This window comes from Chryseobacterium sp. R2A-55, from assembly GCF_021401085.1.
In the GTDB taxonomy this organism is placed as follows: domain Bacteria; phylum Bacteroidota; class Bacteroidia; order Flavobacteriales; family Weeksellaceae; genus Kaistella.
Map to the genome: position 1 here is coordinate 83,731 of NZ_JACBFP010000003.1, position 17,289 is coordinate 101,019.

The 17,289-nt window shown below is 42.1% G+C and carries 25 protein-coding genes and 3 tRNA genes; all 28 read right to left on the minus strand.

Going from position 1 to position 17,289, the window contains the following annotated elements; translation table 11 throughout:
• Positions 1-3: 3 nt before the first annotated feature.
• On the minus strand, positions 4-354 hold the full coding sequence (locus tag L0951_RS05495; RefSeq protein ID WP_234110124.1) for a hypothetical protein: 351 nt from the start codon (positions 352-354) through the stop codon (positions 4-6).
• 87 nt (positions 355-441) lie between these two features.
• A complete protein-coding gene (locus L0951_RS05500; RefSeq protein WP_234110126.1) occupies positions 442-1,026 on the minus strand; it encodes a hypothetical protein in 585 nt (194 codons plus the stop codon).
• Positions 1,005-1,409 (minus strand): hypothetical protein, encoded by a 405-nt coding sequence (locus L0951_RS05505; RefSeq protein WP_234110127.1) that lies wholly within the window; start codon positions 1,407-1,409, stop codon positions 1,005-1,007. Before L0951_RS05505 ends, L0951_RS05500 begins: the two co-directional genes overlap by 22 nt.
• Positions 1,410-1,457: 48 nt before the next feature.
• Entirely contained in the window at positions 1,458-1,754 is a 297-nt protein-coding gene (locus tag L0951_RS05510; protein ID WP_234110129.1) for a hypothetical protein, read from the minus strand.
• Positions 1,747-2,214: a hypothetical protein gene (locus L0951_RS05515; RefSeq protein WP_234110131.1), complete on the minus strand. Its 468-nt coding sequence runs from the start codon at positions 2,212-2,214 to the stop codon at positions 1,747-1,749. Before L0951_RS05515 ends, L0951_RS05510 begins: the two co-directional genes overlap by 8 nt.
• 57 nt (positions 2,215-2,271) lie before the next feature.
• Entirely contained in the window at positions 2,272-3,156 is an 885-nt protein-coding gene (locus tag L0951_RS05520; protein ID WP_234110133.1) for a hypothetical protein, read from the minus strand.
• Positions 3,147-3,707 carry a hypothetical protein gene (locus L0951_RS05525; protein WP_234110135.1) on the minus strand — a complete coding sequence of 187 codons (561 nt, stop codon included), beginning with the start codon at positions 3,705-3,707 and terminating at the stop codon, positions 3,147-3,149. The genes L0951_RS05520 and L0951_RS05525 overlap by 10 nt, the downstream gene beginning before the upstream one ends.
• The gene (locus tag L0951_RS05530; protein ID WP_234110136.1) at positions 3,697-4,371 is read right to left on the minus strand and encodes a hypothetical protein; all 675 of its coding nucleotides are present in this window, start codon (positions 4,369-4,371) and stop codon (positions 3,697-3,699) included. The genes L0951_RS05525 and L0951_RS05530 overlap by 11 nt, the downstream gene beginning before the upstream one ends.
• Before the next feature lie 2 nt (positions 4,372-4,373).
• Positions 4,374-4,673: a hypothetical protein gene (locus tag L0951_RS05535; protein ID WP_234110138.1), complete on the minus strand. Its 300-nt coding sequence runs from the start codon at positions 4,671-4,673 to the stop codon at positions 4,374-4,376.
• 34 nt (positions 4,674-4,707) lie between these two features.
• Entirely contained in the window at positions 4,708-6,003 is a 1,296-nt protein-coding gene (locus tag L0951_RS05540; RefSeq protein WP_234110139.1) for a hypothetical protein, read from the minus strand.
• Positions 6,004-6,015: 12 nt separating this feature from the next.
• The gene (locus tag L0951_RS05545) at positions 6,016-6,873 is read right to left on the minus strand and encodes a hypothetical protein (RefSeq protein ID WP_234110141.1); all 858 of its coding nucleotides are present in this window, start codon (positions 6,871-6,873) and stop codon (positions 6,016-6,018) included.
• Entirely contained in the window at positions 6,870-7,001 is a 132-nt protein-coding gene (locus L0951_RS13690; RefSeq protein ID WP_262908445.1) for a hypothetical protein, read from the minus strand. Before L0951_RS13690 ends, L0951_RS05545 begins: the two co-directional genes overlap by 4 nt.
• Entirely contained in the window at positions 6,982-8,163 is a 1,182-nt protein-coding gene (locus L0951_RS05550; RefSeq protein ID WP_234110143.1) for a phage portal protein, read from the minus strand. The genes L0951_RS13690 and L0951_RS05550 overlap by 20 nt, the downstream gene beginning before the upstream one ends.
• Before the next feature lie 143 nt (positions 8,164-8,306).
• Positions 8,307-8,558, minus strand: coding sequence for a hypothetical protein (locus L0951_RS05555; protein WP_234110145.1), 252 nt, complete (start codon positions 8,556-8,558; stop codon positions 8,307-8,309).
• 10 nt (positions 8,559-8,568) lie between these two features.
• Positions 8,569-8,946, minus strand: a complete 378-nt coding sequence (locus L0951_RS05560; protein ID WP_234110147.1) for a hypothetical protein — start codon at positions 8,944-8,946, stop codon at positions 8,569-8,571.
• On the minus strand, positions 8,946-9,962 hold the full coding sequence (locus L0951_RS05565) for a DNA-methyltransferase (RefSeq protein WP_234110148.1): 1,017 nt from the start codon (positions 9,960-9,962) through the stop codon (positions 8,946-8,948). The genes L0951_RS05560 and L0951_RS05565 overlap by 1 nt, the downstream gene beginning before the upstream one ends.
• Positions 9,963-10,286: 324 nt before the next feature.
• Positions 10,287-10,523 (minus strand): hypothetical protein, encoded by a 237-nt coding sequence (locus L0951_RS05570; protein WP_234110150.1) that lies wholly within the window; start codon positions 10,521-10,523, stop codon positions 10,287-10,289.
• A 44-nt stretch (positions 10,524-10,567) separates the two neighbouring features.
• Positions 10,568-12,034, minus strand: coding sequence for a hypothetical protein (locus tag L0951_RS05575; RefSeq protein WP_234110151.1), 1,467 nt, complete (start codon positions 12,032-12,034; stop codon positions 10,568-10,570).
• A gap of 85 nt (positions 12,035-12,119) precedes the next feature.
• Positions 12,120-12,194 (minus strand) — tRNA-Cys (locus L0951_RS05580).
• A 90-nt stretch (positions 12,195-12,284) separates the two neighbouring features.
• Positions 12,285-12,426 (minus strand) — tRNA-Ile (locus tag L0951_RS05585).
• A gap of 57 nt (positions 12,427-12,483) precedes the next feature.
• Positions 12,484-12,556, minus strand: a tRNA-Met gene (locus tag L0951_RS05590).
• Between the two features lie 147 nt (positions 12,557-12,703).
• The gene (locus L0951_RS05595) at positions 12,704-13,159 is read right to left on the minus strand and encodes a hypothetical protein (protein ID WP_234110152.1); all 456 of its coding nucleotides are present in this window, start codon (positions 13,157-13,159) and stop codon (positions 12,704-12,706) included.
• Positions 13,152-13,385, minus strand: a complete 234-nt coding sequence (locus tag L0951_RS05600) for a hypothetical protein (RefSeq protein WP_234110153.1) — start codon at positions 13,383-13,385, stop codon at positions 13,152-13,154. The genes L0951_RS05595 and L0951_RS05600 overlap by 8 nt, the downstream gene beginning before the upstream one ends.
• Positions 13,342-14,823 (minus strand): DNA-methyltransferase, encoded by a 1,482-nt coding sequence (locus tag L0951_RS05605; RefSeq protein ID WP_234110154.1) that lies wholly within the window; start codon positions 14,821-14,823, stop codon positions 13,342-13,344. Before L0951_RS05605 ends, L0951_RS05600 begins: the two co-directional genes overlap by 44 nt.
• 82 nt (positions 14,824-14,905) lie before the next feature.
• On the minus strand, positions 14,906-15,346 hold the full coding sequence (locus tag L0951_RS05610) for a RusA family crossover junction endodeoxyribonuclease (protein WP_234110155.1): 441 nt from the start codon (positions 15,344-15,346) through the stop codon (positions 14,906-14,908).
• The gene (locus L0951_RS05615) at positions 15,343-15,639 is read right to left on the minus strand and encodes a helix-turn-helix domain-containing protein (protein WP_234110156.1); all 297 of its coding nucleotides are present in this window, start codon (positions 15,637-15,639) and stop codon (positions 15,343-15,345) included. The genes L0951_RS05610 and L0951_RS05615 overlap by 4 nt, the downstream gene beginning before the upstream one ends.
• 41 nt (positions 15,640-15,680) lie before the next feature.
• Complete coding sequence (locus L0951_RS05620; protein WP_234110157.1) at positions 15,681-16,571, minus strand: hypothetical protein; 891 nt, start codon at positions 16,569-16,571, stop codon at positions 15,681-15,683.
• Complete coding sequence (locus L0951_RS05625; protein WP_234110158.1) at positions 16,537-17,283, minus strand: hypothetical protein; 747 nt, start codon at positions 17,281-17,283, stop codon at positions 16,537-16,539. The genes L0951_RS05620 and L0951_RS05625 overlap by 35 nt, the downstream gene beginning before the upstream one ends.
• Between the last annotated feature and the right edge of the window lie 6 nt (positions 17,284-17,289).

Genomic DNA, 17,289 nt, shown 5'->3' on the forward strand with positions numbered 1-17,289 from the left:
TTGCTATACTTGGTCTTGGCTTATGCCTGACATGTCTGCTGGATGAGTGTGGAAAAAGAAGTCAGCATAAAAACCAGTATTCATCTCTGGTTCAAATTCTGGAAAATCATAATCAATCTTGACCGTCACATAGTAGGTGAAATGGTTCACCGCGCCGTACCATTTTTGGTAATTACCCCTTAGAATTCCTCCGTTCTGGTTTGTCCTCGGATAATTTTTGCACACCGTTTCCAAAACCCGAAGCTCAAGAATATTGTTGAAGGCCAAGTATTGTTGGTAATGGTCAAGTAGGTTGAGGTGCTCCACAAACTCAGCCAGATCTTTTTCGTCATTTACAAATTGATCAAATACCATAATTAATCCAACGATTGAGATAGAGCATCAGCATCATGAATGCCAATACAAGCAGAATTAGAATATCTTCCTTTATTTCCTTCCTGGTCATGCTCTATTCTTAATATTTTCAAGCTGTTTAGCCTTTTCTTCCAAACGGTTCATCGCGAACACGAATTCAATTATCGGGGTTGTGAACCTGTCGAAATTGAACCCGTTTTCCTTCACCAAAATTAAGCTTTTTTCTAGATCATCGGCGCTTTTTTCGCGGCTATTTTCTTCATTTTCATTTGCTTCCAGAGTTTTCTCAAGCTTTTTCAACTCGTTGTGAAGGCCTGTGATATATGAATTAATGCTTTCAGGTATAATCCTGAGCTTCCTTGCGGTTGATTTCACTTCATCGGTGATGCCGGAAGTAGATATAATGATCTGTAAAATTTGAAGGTTCATCATCTGTATGGACTTTATGATGAACATGATCTGATTGGACAAGGCCGACTTTTTTTTGACGGTGAAAAGTGAATTGTACTCATCTATGATTTCCAACAATTTCTCCTGGAGAATTACTTGGTCGGGGGCTTCACCAGATTTTACCAAAAACGAAAGATCACCGGTCCTGTTTATCTCGAAAAAGTTGTGGATCGGTAATTCCCTGCAGTTCTTGTACAGGTTTATTGCTTGCTTCCCCTCCAACAGTCTTGTTCTGGTTTTCCGTTATCCCACCTTCCAGATAATTGGCCGTCATCCCATATTGTTGCGGTGATATCATATTCAGCGCCACCTTTAAGGTATTTTCCCGTGATGGTGGCATAATTTGAAGGCTGACCGATTGTAATCTGCCCGCTGATATTAACCGGTGTACCGTTTGAAATGTTGAACACGCTATTTTTCAGCTTCCCATTTCCATCGATTTCAAGTACCCAGGTCCCGCCGTTTGCCGAGCAGAACTTGTCGCTAAATAAATTTCCGGACCATTTGCCTGCAAACTTGTTCACTGCTGGTGGTTCTGGTGAATCTTCCCTTGAGCAACCGAAATTGAGCAGGAGCGGTATTAAAAGTAAAAGTAGTTTTTTCATATTTCAAAAATACAAAAAAAAGCAGTCAAAAAACTGCTTTTCAAATATTTAAATCTGTTTCGTTTTCCGTTTTTTCGCCGCAGGAAATTCCATCATCGCCTCTGGTTTCTCCTCAGTAAAACTTTTGACCGTTTCCGATTGGAGAACAGTTTCAAACGACACAGCGCCACCCGACAGTGACGGCACAAAATAGCATTCAATTGTTCCATTTTTTAGTCTTAATTCTGCTTGTTCCTTAGTCCCTGTAACTATCTCCTTCTGTTTATCCTGCCAAAGTACCTGGTTCTTTGAGTAAGCCTCACGAAGCTTGTACTTGAATTGTGAGTTTTGTTCGCATTTACACATCGTAATAATTATTTAGTTGTTCGACAAATTTTGGTTCTATAAGCTTGATGAACCGCTTCTGGTAAAAATCGTAAAGTCCAAAAATAGTATCCGGATCTGTAATCTCCCCATGGAACTGGATCGTTTCAAATAGTTTATCCTTATTGATTCCAGTCGAATTAAATTGGAATAGAAGATCTTTTCCATTTATTGCAGCGGTTAGAAAAGTACGCGACCAGAAGTCCCCGGTATTATTAAGCGTCCATGGTGTTCCGGCAATCTTCCTGCCTCCTGAGAGTTCCTCGGTCTTCTTTTTATAAAAACCGATAACGGATCCTTTCGAATCCTTTCCGTCATCTCCCCACTGCTGCCTTTGTATATCGATTACGTTTTCATCTTGTATAATTTCAACACCAAATCCATCCAAAAATTTGTTGGAATCAAACTTATTCGCTTTTTTAATCCAGTCTAAAACATCCATCTAAATTATAGAAAAAAGGGGCTTACATTTAGCAAGCCCCGATAATGAAAAAACTTACTAAGCAGTAAATTTCAGCTTGTTCGATTTGTAGAAGAAACTTCCTACCGCGACAACAAATCCATTAACCGTACCATCATAAAGATAGATTGTGTAGTCCTGTCCCGCAGTCAGTCCGCCTACAGTATAAGATCCGTCGCCATCATCCGTGAACGTGGCTCCCGTCACTGGATTTCCATCGGAACCCAATGCGCGGAAATTTGCACTGGCCAAACCAGCAATTCCAGAAGTTTGATCGCAGGCAAATGTAATGTTCAACTTGGTGCTGGTAAGCTGTGTCAGCAATACCTCATCAACGGCATTCAAAGTGAGCCAGTCAACTTCATCTGAAGCCACGGTGGTCCATCTGGAGTCATACTCCTTGGATCCGAGCTTCGAAAGCTGGATTCTGAATGACGATTTTGCGGAAACGGAACCATCATTGTCAACCATTCCTGCATATCTGGAAAGATTGATATCGAATCCTTTCAAGTATCCGTCGGTAGTTTCAGCGAGGTTCAGGTATCCGTCCTCATCTACTTCCAGTAAATCCCAGTTTTTTGAAGCCAGAGTATCAAGCGCTCTGGTCAGGCAAGCATCGGCTGGATATTTCAAAATCCAGGAGTACACTACTCCGGAAACATACATGTCCATTTTTCCAACCTGCTCATAGGTGGGTTCCTGGTGGTTTGGTTCTGCTGCAATATTGATCGGTAGCGGTACCAATATTCCTTTTTGGATCAGCTTGTTGATTGTCGCATCATCCAAAGTATCATTCAACTTGTCAAACTTGTATCCCTTCTGAATCAGGAATCTTCGTTCTATATATCTTTTGAGAATTCTACATCCGTTAGTTCCAGTTCCAAGAATGGAAGATGCACAGTCTCTCGTTGTTTTTATTGACATAATTCAATTGTCTTTAGGCAGTTATTATTAGTTATTAAATCAAATTTCAGTAAAATGGCGTCCCAAATGTCGGTGGACTCGTTCTCATTTCCCCCGGAACTATAGTTCGGGATCTTTTGGTACGAGTAGGCAGGATATCCGTTTTCACGCTTGATTGAGAGATTCTTATTTCTGGAAATATTTTCGAGGAAAACCTCGCATATACTTGTAAGAATCGGCATCGTCTCCTTTTCCCGCGTGGTATTCAGCCATTCCGCCTTGGTGTCGCAACAAACGACGAACTTTAAGTTCGTGAAAAGGTGCTCACGCTGGCTCACCGCATTTCCCACCCATTTGTCAACCATCCATATCAGAGGATATTTCGGGTTGACTTTCTGCTGGAAAGCCCGCAAACCTGACGTCTCCTTGTTCTTCATGATCTGCCACTGCACCAACTCCTTCTGGTCTCCCCACGAGTATGAAACAGCCTTTGTCGGGCTGGCTTCCGAGAAGTCCATCCCTTTAATTGCGGCACCGATTACCCGTTCGAGTGGAAAAATATTAAAGGTCATAAATGTTGATGTTGTTAAAGCAGATTTCCTCGAAATTTGGAAAAAGTCCAGAGTGCTCCTTCAGAAATTGGTGCAGCCCTACCTTTCCTCCGTGTTCGCAAAATCTCACCTTCTGCCAGAAATAGTTAAATGCAGAAGTCCTCTTAAGCTTGTTGGAGGTATAGGAACTGTTTTTGTCTTCAGGAACTTGCTCGCCGGTCCCGGTTGTCTGGCTTAGGTTGTTGAAACTCCACATGTAGTAGATGTAGTAGGCAATCAAAGATTCTTTGAACTCCACAAACTCCCCTTTTAGCAAAGTTTCAGTCCCATAAACCAGTCCCTCCCAGAAATGGTGGTCGCATTCGCTACATCCGCAACCGCAAGAAGGAGAGTCTGAGAAGTTACTCACAGACTCATCGTCCTCGCTGTACTTTCTACCATCGATAAGCAGTTTCCATTTGGGATCTGAATCAGTTTTCAGAGTGTATTTTTTCGAACCATCTTCACCGGTGATCTCGAACTGGCTTAGGAGTTCGTCAGCAAGACATTTTCCAAGAACAAGTTCCAGGCATTCCCGCTCCCATTTTGCAATGAGTTTGAAAATCGTAAAGTCTTTCAAGCAGTTTTCATCCATATTCGGAATATGGATGTCTCCTGTGAAGAATGATGGGTCAACAAAATACATTTCTAATTAACTTTTTTTACTACCGTCTCTTTGAGGTTGTAGGTTTCAAACGCCGATCTTGAGATGGTATAAACCTTATCTCCAGCTTTGATGTAAGGGGTGTCCTTCACGAATTTCACCTTTACTTTTTCGGTAAGGTCTATGACCACTTTCTTTCCGGACTTCACGTCCTCCATTTTTTGGTCATAGAGTTCTTTCGTTGAAACTTTCGCCGTGTCTTTTTCAGCAGCTTTGGTTTCTGGTGCTTTTTCAGCAGCTTTGGTTTCTGGTGCTTTTTCAGCAGCTTTGGTTTCTTCAGCCATTTTATTTGATTTAAAAATTAGTTACACTTAATGATTACTCCGCAGTAATCAAGTTTTTGATGTTGGCGAAAGTATCGGAAACGATTCCCGTCTCAGCTCCATCCGGAATCACTACAGCCATCAACTGTTCGAGAACGTTGCCGACTAAGTTTCTTCTCAAGTCATCGTTATCGTTGTAACCTTGGTGGTACTCGATAGAGCCGTCGATGAACGCCTGAACTACCGACAAGTCGCCGATGATTAGGTCATCATTTCCTAAAGTTGCATCTTTCACCAACTCGATCATGGTTCCGCCGTAGTCTATACTTGAACCGACAAGCTTGATGGAACCTCCGTTGGAAAGCATGTAATGTCCGTCACCTGCCGCTTTTAATGTGATCATATTCGCATAGGCATAAGGACTCAGCAATGCCGCATTAGGTGTGTATCCAAGCTTTTCCAGATAGGCGATAACAGCCACAATAGCGTCGAAATTGTTCGGAGCGCTATGGATGGCCAATTCAGGAACCGCAGTAAACGGAACAGCGGCATCTTTTACCGCATCCGCGATCGCAGTTGGAATTTTTTCCAAAATCAATTCGTTGAATCTGTTCTGAAGATCAACTCCCATTCGCTTGAACACTCTGATAAGCATTCTCGAAATTTTCCAGAAAACAGCCACAAACTGCATCTCTACAGTTGTCGCTTTATATTCTGCTTTTACGATTGGCTTCAATTCGCATTCGTCAACCAATTCCGCCTCACCGATGATTTTCTCTGAAAGAACCGTCACCGAAGTTTCTCCTTCAGTCGGAACAACGGTCACATAGTCATAGATTTTGGAAACTGGCTTCGGTTTTCTGTAAAATCCAGGGATTAATCTTGTGAAGAAACCGAGAACTCCGCTCACAACTGAATGAGCTCCAGCAGCCGGATAAGTAGCGCTCGAAACTTCGGTAGCAACCATCGTGTCGGTTGAAGTCCAAGCCTTCATCGTGATGTTTCCTTGAACAAGCTCGTTTTTGTCCAAATCCTTTGTTCTTTCCTTGTACTGCTCCTCGAATTGCTTCGCAATCGAGGTCATTGGTGCTTCTTCCTTATTTCCTGAAGCCTTGCCCAGATTTTCGATCATCTTGTCAGTTTTTTTCTGGTAAGCGTCAAATGTTTCCTTGCTGATGCTTTCCGGAAGTTCCTTCAAGGCTTTTTCTGCCGCTTCTTTTCCAGCTTTCTCCGCTGTCTCCTTGATGACTTTGGCATCGTGCGCTTCCTTAGCCGCGAGGTATTTAGTCTGCTCTTCAGAACTCATCGCCTCAAACTCTTCAGCTGTCTTTTTAATGAATTTTTCGTCCATTGTTAAAAAATTTTAGATTAGTAATAAATTTTGGGAACGCTTCTTTTCTTGAGGCGGATCACTCGAAATGTCGTCCGACGGTTTCTCATGATTGCTGGGTTGTTCCTCTTTGGTCTCTGTAGTTTCGAGGGTAGGTGTGATTTCGTTTGATCCGAAAAGCACAGCCGATCCCTCCCTTAGTTTTGCCTCGGTGACCACCCAGAAAAAACCGAGTTCGTCGGCTCTTTCCCCATTGATGACTTGAGGCCTGTACTTATTCCAGTACTCCATTTCTTTTTCGTCATTCTCATCATAGATTGCAAGTCCGATATGGACGTACATCATTCCAACAGAATGGTTCTTGACGTACTGGTTTTTGTACTGCTCGAACATGAATGGATTTACCGATTTCTTGATGGTCGCCTCGAAGATCAGGCACTCGCTCTGTCCCGATGCGTTTACGCCCAACTCTGTCCAGTTCTTGAATTCAGTGTAAACTTGTACGTCTGACTGATGCGAGATTACTTTATCGAAGCTGGCATTATGCTCCTGAAGGAGGTAGAATCCTTTGTTGGCGTTCTGCTCCAATGTTTTTTTCCAGATTCCCGGGATATGCACGTCCAGATGGGAATCTAGCCAGTTGGTTGAATTCATCACCACCTTAACTTGGATGGTATCCACATTGTCCGGAACTGGATTCGTTCCGGCATTGGCCTTTGAAACATCAACCGGTTTTCCTTCCGCCAAAAATGTGTATTGGAACTTCGCCGCATCTGTGTGGTGCTCCTTCGCCTTCTTCAGGTTTACCAGCTGCTGCTTGTTCTGCTTGAGATACGTCACTACCTCCGTTTTGGATTGGAATTCTTTGTTTAGGAATGGTATTCTGATCATTTTCTAACTGTCTCTCCGGCTTGTGCCAATTTTTGTTTTACAGATTTTTTCAGAGCGTCCTTGTTGATTTTAGGAAGCTTGTTTTCTTTTTCGAGCGTCTCGATATCGCTAACCGATAATTTTTTCATCTTGCAGTATTTTTATGGCTTCTTCTACCGTAATGAGGTTTTCATTCTTTAGAGTGACCACGTTGTTGATGATATTATTTTTTTTCTCCGAGTCCTTTTTATCTGTATCCTCTAATTTTGACTTGAACACGGATAGATGTGAATAGTCCAGCTTGATCTTAGTTCCCGTCAATTCAGAATATACGGAGTTGATGGACTCGCTGAAATTGTCTGCCATAGGGATCACGATTTTCTCATACATGTCCACATCTTCACCCTCCTTGTCGGATTTCATTTCTGCAGTGGTAATAATGTTCTGCAGTTTTCGCGGAATTCCATAGAGATTCATGATTACCCTTCCTGCTTCCTGTTTGAATTTTGCGTTGAAGTCGTAATCTTTAAGGCTCTCCGCAAGATTGATCGCTTTTAATGCCGTGGATGATATGGTGAATGATTTTCCACGAAGCAGGCCGCTGGAATTGATATTTTCCTCGATCTGATCTTTTTGCGTTTTCTGCGCGCCTACGATGATAGGCTTGTCAAGCCCTTGAGATAGCTCGCTTTCCTTTGTCGCCTCCGGAGAAACGATGATATTGCCCGACATCTTGATCTGGTTTGAAATTGCCTTATTTGCAATGTAGATTTGGCTTAACTCATCTTCAAGCGCCTGCATTCTTGAGATGCCTCGAAACTTGTTTTTGGGATCCTGGGAAATATCGAAGAAAGGAATGATCTGGGAAAAGTTTATTTTTGCAGGTCCTATTGGTTCATACATGAAAGAATATTCCTCCTGTAGGAATTTTGGCTGCTGCCCTTGGTGGTCGATGTGGTCGTTATTTAGTACCAAAAGCTGTGATCCCTTTTCGATAAAGTTCACATAAGCTGCATTTTGGTGGTATGGATACAGATAGCAGTAGCCGCCGCTCAAAAGATTTCGTACGAACTCCTGAAATAGCTCCTTCGAGGTCTGGTTATTGTTCGGGCTTTTGAGGAATGTTTTGAGCGGCCCATCCGCAACCGGATCTCCAGTCTTGGCGTCAAATTCTAGAATGTTGGCATTGTTGAAGCAGTCAGATACGAGGATTATGGATCTGTTGAGGTAGTAATTTTTGAGCGATAGGCTGTAGAACTTATTCGTTTTGTATTCTCCCCATGACTCTCCGAAGATGTATTGGAGAAACATCTTCGTGTCGGAGTTGATTTCCGAGTTATCGTTGAAGTTAAGTGAAAAAACTCTGCGTAACCAGTTGCCTATCTGAACGTTTTGGCTTATGCCGGAAAACTTTTACAAATATACTAAAATTTGCATACCGGTAATGTTTTACATTACTTTTTTAAATTGATATTCAGAAATTTATTCAAAAACTTTATCGTCTTTGAAATAGGCCCGTTAATTTCACGGTCGATCATTGCGATTGCCAACGCATAGATGATTACGTTAAGAATTGGAATAGCCATCACTAATATCATTGAGAGCAAATCCTTAACGGTAAATTCGTCCTCATGGTAGATAATCAGTACCATGATTAGCAAAGAGAGAACGATCGAGAACAGGTAGAGGTTTGTAGCTGTTTCCATTTTCAAAAGTTTATTTTGTTTCTAAAATTTCAGATTTCTTCGTGGTCATAAATGTTGGCGATAGCGGTCTTTCGTTGGTCACATAATGCACCCCTTCTTTAATGCCGATATCGTTCCAACCTTTGAGCATTGATGGAACGGTATTGGAAAGTAAATTCGAGTAATAATCTCCCACAAATGCGAAATAAGCTCCGGGCATAGCGCGCATAATCCGGATTGATCTTCGGGCTTGAATTTGGGTAGTTTTACCCATCCCACGCCCGGCAATCATATAGAGGTTGGTAGGATCCAGCACTTCAATGGCCATACCTGCTGAATTCACATAATGGATTTCGGCGTTTCCTTTGTAGGTCCCGGTTTGGTTTTCGAATATTCTGTTGGATGCCATTATTTTTTTACTAAAATCCGTTCTTTTCCTGCTTCAAAATATTCTTCATCTATTTCTGTCGCGATTCCGTTAAAGACAATATCCGGATGTTGCTCCTGAAGGTTAAGAACCGCTTCCATTGTGCTCATGGAGCCCGCAAAGAAATCGGCGACCGTTATTTCTTTTTTGTCTTTTGGAATGGTTAAATTTAAAAGACGTTCAAGTAAGCGCACTGGTTTTTGCGTCGGATGAATAGCTGTGTAGTGGTCTCTTACTTGTTTAATGATTGTTTTTTCATTTAAACCAAACTCTACAGATTGCATTACATTTACACATCTATCACCTGTTTTTCTTTTATCTGCATTTACTTCAAATTTTGTAAAAGTTTCGCAATCAGTTCTATCTGTTCTAATGATACTTTTTTCATTTAAAACTTCTTTAAAACTTCTTGCGACAGAAACGCATCTATCTTCTTTTGTAATATCTGAAGAAATTGAAAGTAAATTTTTATTCCAACTATCAGATTTATCGCGAGTATTATTTTCTAAAAAATCTTCAACTGCTTTTAATGATTTTTGATTTTTAAAAATAGAACGCATCCTTTTTATGTCGCCAATAATACTATCTATATCATTTCCTTTCATTTCTAAGTAAGGCACTTTCACTTTATTAATAGTTCCTTTGCCTTTTGTGAAAATTGAAATTGTTTCGTGAACTCTTGACAATCGCATTAACGGACTTGTGCAGTGGCTTTTATTCCAAATGATCTCCTCTTTAAAAATAAAGCCCAAATCCGCAAGTATCGTATTCCACCGGTAGAAACTTTCGCCCCTTCCAAACATAATCACGAAGCCTTTTTTGGTTAAAAGTCTTTTGCACTCGCTAAAGAATTTCGGTTCATCAAAAACCCTTTCGAGCTTCTGGTTTTTCAGATACAAATACGGCGGGTCAATGCAGATAATATCAATGCTTTCGTCTGGCAGCGTTGCCATGATTTCGAGATTGTCTGCGTGATGAAGGTGAATGTTTTCGGTCATATTTATTTTCTAGGGTTATCTTCCATATTTAGGAATCTGAAAGGGATTTGATCTACTTCCAGTTTAGCGGCTTCTTTCATTTCTTCTTATTATTTTGGTTATCAAGTTGGTAACGGTTATTAATTTTATCGCAGTCATCAACGACGAGAAACTTCCTCTCCTCCGGATTAAACTGAAATATGTTGACGTAGTAACACTGGTGGCATTGAACATTCAGAGTGTGGTTCAAATAATTAAACCGGGTCCGCGTCTTAACCGGAATAAGGAACTCGCCGTTGTCGTTACCGATCTTCGTGTCACAGCGTTTACAAAGTATGTCTAAATTCATCTTTTAAATCTAAGTTTTGCGGTTACCGGTTTACCATTTCCGAATACTCGGAAAACGATGAACTCGTCTATGTCATTTTTTTCGGTGATCAGTGTCACCAGAAGTTTTTTTTCCCTCTTTTCCACGGACGACTTTATGCATTCGCAGTGGTCTTTGTCGAAATCATTGAAATAATCGTCAAATTCAACGATTAAATTGCAGATCTGCAACCCGAAAGATCTGGGACATATCAATACAAAATTTTCATCGATACAGATATTTGATAGCGCTTCAATCCTCATAAGAAAATATGCCTGTAATTAATCCATAGATAGTCCAGACCCAGTGTCAAAGAATCCTCAGGGTCGTCACATTTGTCTTCATGCGTTCCGTCTCGGTTGAATGTTTCCAGATGCTCGATGGCTTTATGGTATTTCGGGTTGTCGTTCCATACGAAACCGACTTTCGCCATGAGGTGTGATTTTGCGATGATCCTGGATAGCTTATTCGATTTGGCGGTCACCGGAACGACTGCTGCCTTCAATTTTTTCTCTACCTCGCCAATAAACGTCTGCTGATTATTCTGCTCGATAACGGCTATTTGAGACTTATTCCGTTCGTGCATTTCGATGAAAATATCCTTCATGTGTAAGGTTGCGACCCGCTCCAGAATTGCGTCATAAATAAATGGCTTCCCTTGGTATATTGCCCAGAACCATACTGAGAAGTAGTCGTTTCCGGTGGTCTGGTTTGCATCCGTAGATGTAAAAAGCAAATCAGCCCCAATTAATAAATCATTGACTGTTAACGATTCGTTCTTGACAAATGGCTGATACATCAATCCCTCAGCTCTTTTTGGCTTTTGCTGGTATTGTGAGGCAAAAATGATATCGTTTTCATTCTCCAGCTTCCGCAATTCGGCAATGGTATGTATTGCCTCGCACAATGCATTGCCATCTTCGTCAATTGCCTGAAGTATCAGGTCCTCAAATCCCTGTTTTTGCAGGTGTGCCGACAAATCGTTCGTCGCGATTCGCTGCTGGATGTTGATGATCGGAGTATTTCTGGAATTCACACGGTTCTTGATGGTCGAATCGTAACGATTGTTCACCTTGTTCATCGCGGTAGGGCTGTCTGCATCTTCCGGCTTATTCGCGTCGTCAATCAGAATCGCACCTCCAAATTTTTCCGATGGATTCCATCCGTCCCAAAATTCAACGATGAGGTCTCCGGCTTGTTTTGCTTCTTGCTCATCGTCTTCGTACTCTTCTGGCGAAGCCCCTGCACCGAATCCCGTCACCTGTCCACCTGCGGAAGTTGCGTAAACACCTCCTCCCTCTGTGGTATACCATTTTTCCTTCGCCTTTGAATCCTTCTTGATCTGCACGTGCGGGAAAAGCAATTGGTAGGCATCGGAAAGTATGATGTCCTTCACGGCTTCTGAATTGTCGAGCGCCAGTTTTTGAGAGTAGGAGATGTGGATGAATTTCGCCTTTGCGTTATGGGCCAGACAATAGGCGATGAAGTATTTTATAGCGATCTGCGTTTTGCGGTAACGTGGCGGAAGATTGATGTTCAGCCGGGTAATTTTTCCTGCAATGACCTCCTCAAGTTTGTTTACAATTCGGACCTGGTAAGGGTAAAGGTTCGGATTGTAACCGTCGTAATCTTTCTGGATGTAGTAGATGAAGTTCTCAAATGAAGAAAGGGCGATTTCCCGAAGGATATCGACCTTTGACTTCTTTATTTTAGTTGCAGTGCTCAACTTGCTTAGAAAAAACCGGCACAAGTTTTTGGGCTTATGCCGGAACTTAAAAAAATAACCATGAAAATTCAAAAATGAGAATTCGAGCCCAGTGAGAGATTCGAACTCCCGACCGTACCGGGTTGCAACCGGTCCCATTTGACCACTCTGGCAACTGGGCAAACTGCGGGGATTATCGATTTTAATTGGTGCACCAATCCGGTTAATTACTCCGTTTTCCTCAATAACCCCCTTTCTTTAAAAATGTTTGTGGAAAAGTCAGGATTCGAACCTGAGAGTGGTTTACTAGAATCAATCTAGAGGAATGTTTTAGGATTCATCGCTTGATTATCACTCAAAAGCTTTCAGGTATAAATACCATCCCTGACGGTCACCAATTTCGCCACTTTTCCAGTTGCAGGGTTTCCACCTGCCGCGGAATCTTCAAGCGGTTATGAAATTCCTCTGCGTTGCGGGAACAGGACTCGAACCTGCGACCTCTGGGTTATGAGCCCGGCGAGCTACCTTCTGCTCCACCCCGCGATATATTGTAAAAGCACGCTTTTGAACGCAATTCTGGCAGATCCATACATTTAAAACACATTAAAATAATAAACACGAGGATGGTCTGCCGGCTACGTGCTTTAAATCAAAAACGAATGTAATACATTACAAATGTAGTAAAAAAAATCACTTGAACTTATACTCCTTCTTCAAATATTCTCTAAATTTTTCCTCCATCGAATCGGAAAGCACATTTCCTCTAACATGGACGGGGTTCTCGGCGTCTCCAGAAATCTTCACGTGTCGTGCCGGATAGAGGTCTTCCAGCTTTGAAATCTCCTTTTTGTAGGCGAGCATCACGCGCAAACCTTGCGGAGTCCTTTTGAAATCCTCGCTCATTCCTCTGATATCCTGCTGGAGCTCCGCGATCCTCGCATCGCGGCGGTTAACAAGCTCTATGGTCTTGTCTTTTTTCCAACGGTTGTAAGCTTCCGCGATATAGCGTTCAGACTGCCTTCCGGATATGCCCCAGTTAAGAACCTGCTTCTTGATGAGGTAATCCTGAACTCCGTCGATTATCCAACCCTGGATGGTGAAGATCCTCTTTTCTTTCTCGACCGATGATGCTCTCTGTTTAGCCATCTGGATACATTCGTTTTATTACCTCAATATGCCTTTTGAGTTCATAAATACGGTCCCTGAGCTTTATTGCTTCACGTTCGCGCATGATGCGAATTTCTTCGGAACTTTCCTTAATGGGATCCTCGTAGGCACGAAGAGCGTCCTCGTTAATACTTTTCTCATTTTCGAGATACTCCACAATATTATCTCTCATTTGAATCAGGTTTTGATAGTTTGTCGCGCTCATTGAGGAAGTCGTTTAAAGTTAAATCACCGTTCAAGTGTTCAAAATTAACATTTATTCCCCGTTTCTCGCAATAGTTGATATATCGGATGATGTCGCCCTGAACATAGACCGGCTCAACCTCTGTGAACCCTCCTTTCCTTCCCGTATGTTCTGACGCAATAAGAGTAGTCCCCGATCCTAGGAACCAGTCGATGACGATGTCTCCCTGATTTGTAGTATCCAGAATCGAGTCGGCAATCATCACCACAGGTTTTGGTGTGGGATGGTTTTTCAGTTCAAATCGGTCCGGGTTTGATCTGGAGATTGAGCTCGGATATTTCCACACGTTTGATCTGATTCGGTCCTTAAGTTCCAGGTGGCTCAAATGTTTGGCTCCGTCTCCATTCTTGAAGATATAGCACCACTCGTTGTTGTCTTTGTAGAATTCTCCGCCCTCATCGATGAGGTCTTTATTCCAAAGAGCTTTCGATTTTTCGTCCGAGAAGATAAAGCAAAGTTCCTGCTGCGCCCGGTAGAACGAACCGTTGGCGATGAGGTCCTTTGCCCAGACGCAAACTTGTTTTGGTTGTGGATTTCCATAGATTCTCCGAGCCGCTTCGGTCATATGCCACGAATGGCGGAAGTCCATGAAGATGTAGTGGATTGCTCCAGGAACGGTATTGTCTACCGAAACCTGCATGATGCTGGCCAGAAATTCCATGAACTCCTGATCTGACATCTCTCCGGCTCCTTCCGCAAAATCTTTGTGGCGCTTGGTGGAATTGTTGGAAAAGAAATTTGCCGGAAGATTGTAAGGCGGGTCGCAATTCACGATCCTGGCTTTTTCACCCTGCATCAGCTCCGCAACTCTTTCTGAATCCTTGAACGATCCGCAAAGGATTCGGTGGTTATTCAGCTGGAAGATATCGCCTTCAGAAACTATTACATCCTTATCCAAAACATAAACCTCATCTTCCTCCGCAGACTCGACATCGAAAAGGTTGAACTTCTGCTCAAATCTTTCCATCGAGAAATCCGGAATCGAAATCTGGTCCCGTAAGGTTGGGACGTCAAGATTAAACTTCTGGACGAAGTCGAATAATCCCTGCTGTGTGATTTTCGCGTAAGCTGAAGAATAGACCAGAACCAGTTCCGCCGCTTCTTCCTTGCTTTCGCAGTCGATGAAAGTTGCAGGAAGCGTATCGGGGATTTCCACTCCCAAAGTTTCCAAGTGTGCCAAATCGAGATAGCGGTGCTTTCCGTCCAGACAGTAGATCGTCCCTTTGTTTTCCCAGACTTTGAATGGATCTGCAAATTGGTATTTAATCAGCGAGTTGATGAGCTTCTCATTTCCTCCGTCAATCCATTCCTTGAAATTATCGTCTTGGATGAAGTCGAGTTCCCTCCATCTGATTTGGTCGAGCTTTAGAATCCTGCTTTTTATTTCCTGTACTTGCATAAGGCAAAGTTATGAATTTTTGTAATGTAAAACATTACCACTTTTTGCCACAAAAAAACACCTTGTAACAATCTTTGCATTCTCATAATTCCTCGAATATCAGTTCAACTCTTGGCACAGTTCCATAGATCTTGCGGCTTGCTACCTCGCAGATCTGCGAGTCGTTATTGAAGACGATTCCCTCAAGCGAATCGGCTACACCCTTGAAAAGGTTGTCCTGCAGGTCCGGTTTTGTGTCTTTGTAGATGATGCCTCCGGAAGCGAGGATGTTCAGCTTTGCTTTTGTGAAGCCTTTCAAAGGCGGGAAGACAAAAAGCGCCTTCACCTTTATCGGCCCGGTAAATGGCTTGAAGCCTTCAGGAAGCTGCGACTTGGCATCGAAAGCGAAATTCCGCTCGTTATCTACCACCTCCTTTTTCTGGAATTTGTGGAGGAAATGGTTTCCACTCTTTCCTTTTCGAATTGCGAACCTGGCTGATTGTTTCGGTTGGGGCCTGCCCAGTATTTTTAGTGATATTTTCATTTTTCTAGATCTTTGTTTCTTAGATGATAATGGACTGCCTGTCTGCTCACATTCAATTCTTTGGCGATCTCCATGGATGACATTCCAGAATTGTGAAGTTTCAGCACATCGTCACGGTCTATCCCCTTCGGTGTACGCTGGCTGTTTTTTTGCTCCCGCTTTTCCAGGTGCTCCCCGGAGATTCCTCGTGGAATAAATACCACTTTCCTGTCGATTGACTTTGCAACAGCCAATGCGTTCATCGCTTTTTCTCTTTCCCTCGTTGAATTGAGGTGAATATTATCGTTAGTCATTTATTTAATTTTCTATTATACGCCACAATTCGACTTAACCACTACTTTCTCAACGATTTACCTTTGAGCTCGATGATGTTGAACATCTCGAACATCCTGTCGTAAACCCTTTGTCCATACTTGGTTCCGATAGCATCCAGTGTGTCATCAACAGATGAACCCGAGTAGTTCATGCTGATGATGGTTTTAGCTCCTGTGACGTACCTCATCTCGAAAATATCCTTGAAAACCTCAATTTTACCGTAATTTGATGCAGTATTTTCCGTCATTACGTCATCAAAATACTTCATTCCTGTGCTCATCCTCTTCCAGAAAATTTCCTTCTCCTCCGGATTCGAAATTGACTCGAAAGCTTTCACAACCTCGTTCGTTGTATGGTAGCCGAATCCAAGTTTGTACCTTTTGAGAAATTGGTTCGTTACATCGACATCGTAAACTCCCAACGGTTTACTGTTCGCTAACCGGATCATCTGGTGGAAAGTTTTGATGATAGATGTTTTCCCAGTCCCGTAATCTCCAATGATCATCAGACCTTTATCAATGTTTGGCTTTGATTTTTGATTTAATATTGGATATTTGAAAAATCCTTTTTTCTTTAGAAGATAGGCTGCGATTGTTCTTGCCAACATTCTTCCTTCACTATTGTTTGCGGATTCATCGAAATCCTTTCCGTTGAAAAAATTGAACGCTTCCAGAAATCTGCCATAGAAACTTTCGAAGTCGATGGGTCGAAGTTCCGGCAGAACCACGGGCTCTTTCTGCGGAATTGACTTCTGGTATTTAGCCAGATTTTCTTGGTACCTTTTTTCCTGTTCTTGGTACCTTTTGGCTATTGGGTGTTCTGGATTTGCCTTGCAAAGTAGTTCGACGATGTGCGATTTTATCGGCGGGGTTAAATTATCGTCGCTGTGCTTTTTTCCAATTGATTCCATTTTGCGTTTGGTTTTGGGTTTGTGATTTTACTGTTTTTGGTGCCGCGTTCGAACGGAGCCAGAATTCGAAATTTTTCGTGAGATCTGTTTCATTTCTCCAGGTGTTCTCGTTGTGCCGAAATTTGAACTCCACGAAATCTTTAATGCATTCATGAATTCGTTCTTTTGGTACTTTGAACATCATGGACCATTGGTCGATAGAAATCTGTTTTGAAATTAAAATTTTCTGAGTTGTAGATGATGAAAAATTTCCGCTTTCTTTTTCTACTTCTCTTCTATTCTCTTTAACTTCTCTTTCTCTTTCATCTTCTCTTTCTAAAGGTGGGTTTTTTTGGGTTTCGTTTTTTGGTTTTTTGGGTTTTTCACCATCAGAAATTTCCGTAGAATTTGATTCTTTTTTTGGTCTTCCACCCTTTAATCCGTTTTCCCGGTTTGCCAAAGTTTTCCGTAATCTTTTGTTCACGCTTTTGTGGGTAATATGGTCACCTTCTTTGACCATTAAATCGGTAATTTTTTCCCATACCTCATCCTTGATTGTGGTACCAAGACGACGCTCCACGATCAACTTATTGGAAGATATCCACCCATCGTTGGAATACATCATGAAGAGGCATTCCAGATAGATATATCTCTCAAACGGTTGCAACAGAAAGAACGAATCGCTCGTCCACCAATCTTTGGGATAAAAAGTAAAGCCTAGTTGATTTGACATAAGTGT

What these genes read in the sequence shown, in the direction of transcription:
- L0951_RS05495 (WP_234110124.1), bottom strand. Translation starts at nt 354, where the DNA reads ATGGTATTTGATCAATTTGTAAATGACGAAAAAGATCTGGCTGAGTTT.
- L0951_RS05505 (WP_234110127.1), bottom strand. Translation starts at nt 1,409, where the DNA reads ATGAAAAAACTACTTTTACTTTTAATACCGCTCCTGCTCAATTTCGGT.
- L0951_RS05510 (WP_234110129.1), bottom strand. Translation starts at nt 1,754, where the DNA reads ATGTGTAAATGCGAACAAAACTCACAATTCAAGTACAAGCTTCGTGAG.
- L0951_RS05515 (WP_234110131.1), bottom strand. Translation starts at nt 2,214, where the DNA reads ATGGATGTTTTAGACTGGATTAAAAAAGCGAATAAGTTTGATTCCAAC.
- L0951_RS05520 (WP_234110133.1), bottom strand. Translation starts at nt 3,156, where the DNA reads ATGTCAATAAAAACAACGAGAGACTGTGCATCTTCCATTCTTGGAACT.
- L0951_RS05525 (WP_234110135.1), bottom strand. Translation starts at nt 3,707, where the DNA reads ATGACCTTTAATATTTTTCCACTCGAACGGGTAATCGGTGCCGCAATT.
- L0951_RS05530 (WP_234110136.1), bottom strand. Translation starts at nt 4,371, where the DNA reads ATGTATTTTGTTGACCCATCATTCTTCACAGGAGACATCCATATTCCG.
- L0951_RS05535 (WP_234110138.1), bottom strand. Translation starts at nt 4,673, where the DNA reads ATGGCTGAAGAAACCAAAGCTGCTGAAAAAGCACCAGAAACCAAAGCT.
- L0951_RS05540 (WP_234110139.1), bottom strand. Translation starts at nt 6,003, where the DNA reads ATGGACGAAAAATTCATTAAAAAGACAGCTGAAGAGTTTGAGGCGATG.
- L0951_RS05545 (WP_234110141.1), bottom strand. Translation starts at nt 6,873, where the DNA reads ATGATCAGAATACCATTCCTAAACAAAGAATTCCAATCCAAAACGGAG.
- L0951_RS13690 (WP_262908445.1), bottom strand. Translation starts at nt 7,001, where the DNA reads ATGAAAAAATTATCGGTTAGCGATATCGAGACGCTCGAAAAAGAAAAC.
- L0951_RS05550 (WP_234110143.1), bottom strand. Translation starts at nt 8,163, where the DNA reads ATGTTTCTCCAATACATCTTCGGAGAGTCATGGGGAGAATACAAAACG.
- L0951_RS05555 (WP_234110145.1), bottom strand. Translation starts at nt 8,558, where the DNA reads ATGGAAACAGCTACAAACCTCTACCTGTTCTCGATCGTTCTCTCTTTG.
- L0951_RS05560 (WP_234110147.1), bottom strand. Translation starts at nt 8,946, where the DNA reads ATGGCATCCAACAGAATATTCGAAAACCAAACCGGGACCTACAAAGGA.
- L0951_RS05565 (WP_234110148.1), bottom strand. Translation starts at nt 9,962, where the DNA reads ATGACCGAAAACATTCACCTTCATCACGCAGACAATCTCGAAATCATG.
- L0951_RS05595 (WP_234110152.1), bottom strand. Translation starts at nt 13,159, where the DNA reads ATGGCTAAACAGAGAGCATCATCGGTCGAGAAAGAAAAGAGGATCTTC.
- L0951_RS05600 (WP_234110153.1), bottom strand. Translation starts at nt 13,385, where the DNA reads ATGAGCGCGACAAACTATCAAAACCTGATTCAAATGAGAGATAATATT.
- L0951_RS05605 (WP_234110154.1), bottom strand. Translation starts at nt 14,823, where the DNA reads ATGCAAGTACAGGAAATAAAAAGCAGGATTCTAAAGCTCGACCAAATC.
- L0951_RS05610 (WP_234110155.1), bottom strand. Translation starts at nt 15,346, where the DNA reads ATGAAAATATCACTAAAAATACTGGGCAGGCCCCAACCGAAACAATCA.
- L0951_RS05615 (WP_234110156.1), bottom strand. Translation starts at nt 15,639, where the DNA reads ATGACTAACGATAATATTCACCTCAATTCAACGAGGGAAAGAGAAAAA.
- L0951_RS05620 (WP_234110157.1), bottom strand. Translation starts at nt 16,571, where the DNA reads ATGGAATCAATTGGAAAAAAGCACAGCGACGATAATTTAACCCCGCCG.
- L0951_RS05625 (WP_234110158.1), bottom strand. Translation starts at nt 17,283, where the DNA reads ATGTCAAATCAACTAGGCTTTACTTTTTATCCCAAAGATTGGTGGACG.